The 2,594-nt window shown below is 37.2% G+C and carries 3 protein-coding genes; all 3 read right to left on the bottom strand.

Annotation, left to right across the window (positions count from 1 at the left end; genetic code table 11):
• Positions 1–277: 277 nt before the first annotated feature.
• Genes ffh through HMPREF2811_RS04605 form a run of 3 tightly spaced genes read right to left on the bottom strand, consistent with a single transcriptional unit; the run spans position 278 to position 2,491 of the window.
• The gene (gene ffh / locus HMPREF2811_RS04615; protein ID WP_071408299.1) at positions 278–1,771 is read right to left on the bottom strand and encodes a signal recognition particle protein; all 1,494 of its coding nucleotides are present in this window, start codon (positions 1,769–1,771) and stop codon (positions 278–280) included.
• Positions 1,772–1,790: 19 nt separating this feature from the next.
• A complete protein-coding gene (gene ylxM / locus HMPREF2811_RS04610; RefSeq protein WP_141749261.1) occupies positions 1,791–2,102 on the bottom strand; it encodes a YlxM family DNA-binding protein in 312 nt (103 codons plus the stop codon).
• Between the two features lie 26 nt (positions 2,103–2,128).
• Positions 2,129–2,491: a metal-dependent transcriptional regulator gene (locus HMPREF2811_RS04605; RefSeq protein ID WP_071408298.1), complete on the bottom strand. Its 363-nt coding sequence runs from the start codon at positions 2,489–2,491 to the stop codon at positions 2,129–2,131.
• Between the last annotated feature and the right edge of the window lie 103 nt (positions 2,492–2,594).

The following is a 2,594-nucleotide window of genomic DNA, read 5'->3' as shown; positions in this document are numbered from 1 at the left end:
GATAGATACTCTGTTATAGGACGCTTACAAAGTATTTGATGCCGTTCATGACAAGACAATTTACTGTAATAGAATTAGCTATTCCACAGTGACAGTATTGTTACTTGATTACACGTATCACCCAAATAAAAATAACCCGCCTCTTACGAAACGAGTTATCTAAAACGGTCTGATGTTCATTTTGTCTATCTAAGACAGTTCTTCCATTAACATTTCGGTGTTAAACTTAAAACTTACCGAAGTTCATTTTATCTATATAAGACGGTTCATCCATTAACTAACGGCGTTTTTTCTTTTTCAATAAACGTCGTAATTTTTTCTCTTCATTAGCTGCTTTAATTTGTTCTGGTGTCATGAAGTCGCGGTCACTCATTTGTGGCATTCCGCCCATGCCTGGTAATCCACCCATACCTGGCATACCGCCTTGCATTTGTTGCATTTGATTCATCATTTTCTTCATGCCACCCATTTTACCATTGGATAATTGACTCATCATATCACGTGTTTGGTTGAATTGTTTAATCATGCGGTTTACATCCATTAATGTTTGACCACAACCAGCTGCAATCCGTTTACGGCGACTTTGAGAAATAATATCAGGATTGGCTCTTTCTTCAGGTGTCATCGAATAAATAATGGCTTTAACACGTCCCATATCTTTTTCATCGATATTTACATCATTTAAACCAGGAATTTGACTCACGCCTGGAATCATTTTTAAGATGTCTTTGATTGGCCCCATCTTATTAACTTGATTCATTTGTTCTAGGAAGTCATTAAAGTCAAAGGTTGCATCCTTCATCTTTTCAGCCATTTCTTGAGCTTTCGCTTCATCGAAATCTCTTTGGGCTTTTTCGATCAAGGTCATCATGTCACCCATACCTAAAATACGGCTAGACATACGATCTGGATAGAATGGTTCTAAAGCATCTAATTGCTCTCCTTGTCCGGTGAATTTAATTGGTTTATTCGTAATGGAGCGGATAGATAAGGCCGCCCCACCACGGGTATCCCCATCTAACTTAGTGATAACAACCCCGGTAATATCCAAGGCTTCATTAAAGGATTGGGCGACGTTAACGGCATCTTGTCCGGTCATCGCATCAACCGTTAATAAGATTTCATGAGGTTGAACCGCTGCTTTAATATTGCGTAACTCATTCATCAATTCTTCATTAACATGTAAACGACCAGCCGTATCGATAATAACGACTTCATTACCTTGTATACGCGCTTGAGCCACTGCATCACGTGCAATATCTACCGGATTCGCTTCTGTACCGTAACTGAAAACATCAAATCCTAATTGATTCCCAATCGTTTTTAATTGGTCAATCGCTGCCGGACGATAAACGTCAGCAGCTACTAATAATGGACGTTTTTTACCTTTTTCTGTTACATATTTCGCTAATTTACCAACCGTGGTTGTTTTACCTGCCCCTTGTAAACCTGCCATCATAATGATTGTTGGCGGCGCTGATTGAAGATTTAACTCTTCTATTTCACCACCCATTAAGGCCGTTAATTCTTCATCAACGATTTTCAATACTTGTTGTGCTGGTGATAATGAAGCTAATACATCCGAACCTAATGCACGCTCATTGACTTTTCTGACGAATGTCTTAACTACTTGGAAGTTAACGTCCGCTTCTAATAACGCAAGACGAATCTCACGCATCATTTGTTTTAAGTCTGCTTCAGTAATTGTCCCTCCTGCACCTACTTGGCTAATAGCCGATTGGAGGCGTTCCGATAACCCTTCAAATGCCATATTTAAATCTCCTCTTTACTTATTCATCATATTCTTTTAATTGGTGGATAATGTTAGTTGCTTGTTCTTTATTATCAAGATTTAATAATAATTCATCCAATAATACTTCACGTTGGTTACGTTTTTTCAATAGTTCAAGGTTGGCTTCGTATTGTTCTAACGCTTTTTCACTACGTTTAATCGTATCATGCACCGCTTGTCGACTGATTTTATAATGTTCGGCGATTTCACCTAATGAATAATCTTCTTCATAATAAAGTGCCAACATTTGTTGTTGTTTTTTAGTTAATAAGGTTTGATAATAACTAAATAACATATTCATTCTAACCATTGCTTCTAGTGACAGTTCAATCACCTCTATTCAGGATATTGAATATATTTTGCTAAACGATCGGCCAACTCATTAGGCGTTGAATGCTCTAAAACTTCTGCTAAATCATGAACCTCTTCTTTGGTATAACCCAATTCTTTTTCTAAGAAATACTCCCAAATTTCATGTTTTCTAATTAAGTTTCTAGCCATTTCAATTCCTTTTGGCGTTAACTCTGCACCCTGATAAGGCTGATACTCTAACAACCCTTCAGCTGCTAGTTTGACAATCATTTCCGAAACGGAAGGTGCAGATACTTGCAGCCCTTTAGCAATCATTTTATTTGATACCAATTGTGAAGTTCCATTTTCATAGATGAATTTCACATAGTCTTCTCTACTCTGAGACATCTAACACCCTCCTAAAGTTCATCAACTTATTTTAACATTATCTTAGTGATTAGACAAATTTTTAATTGAACCTGATAGTGTCAAATTATTGTTGGTTTTCCTC

The sequence above is a fragment of the Globicatella sp. HMSC072A10 genome, from assembly GCF_001811625.1.
GTDB lineage: Bacteria > Bacillota > Bacilli > Lactobacillales > Aerococcaceae > Globicatella > Globicatella sanguinis.
The sequence above is the reverse complement of the archived record's forward strand: the minus strand, read 5'-3'. Positions and strand labels throughout refer to the sequence as shown.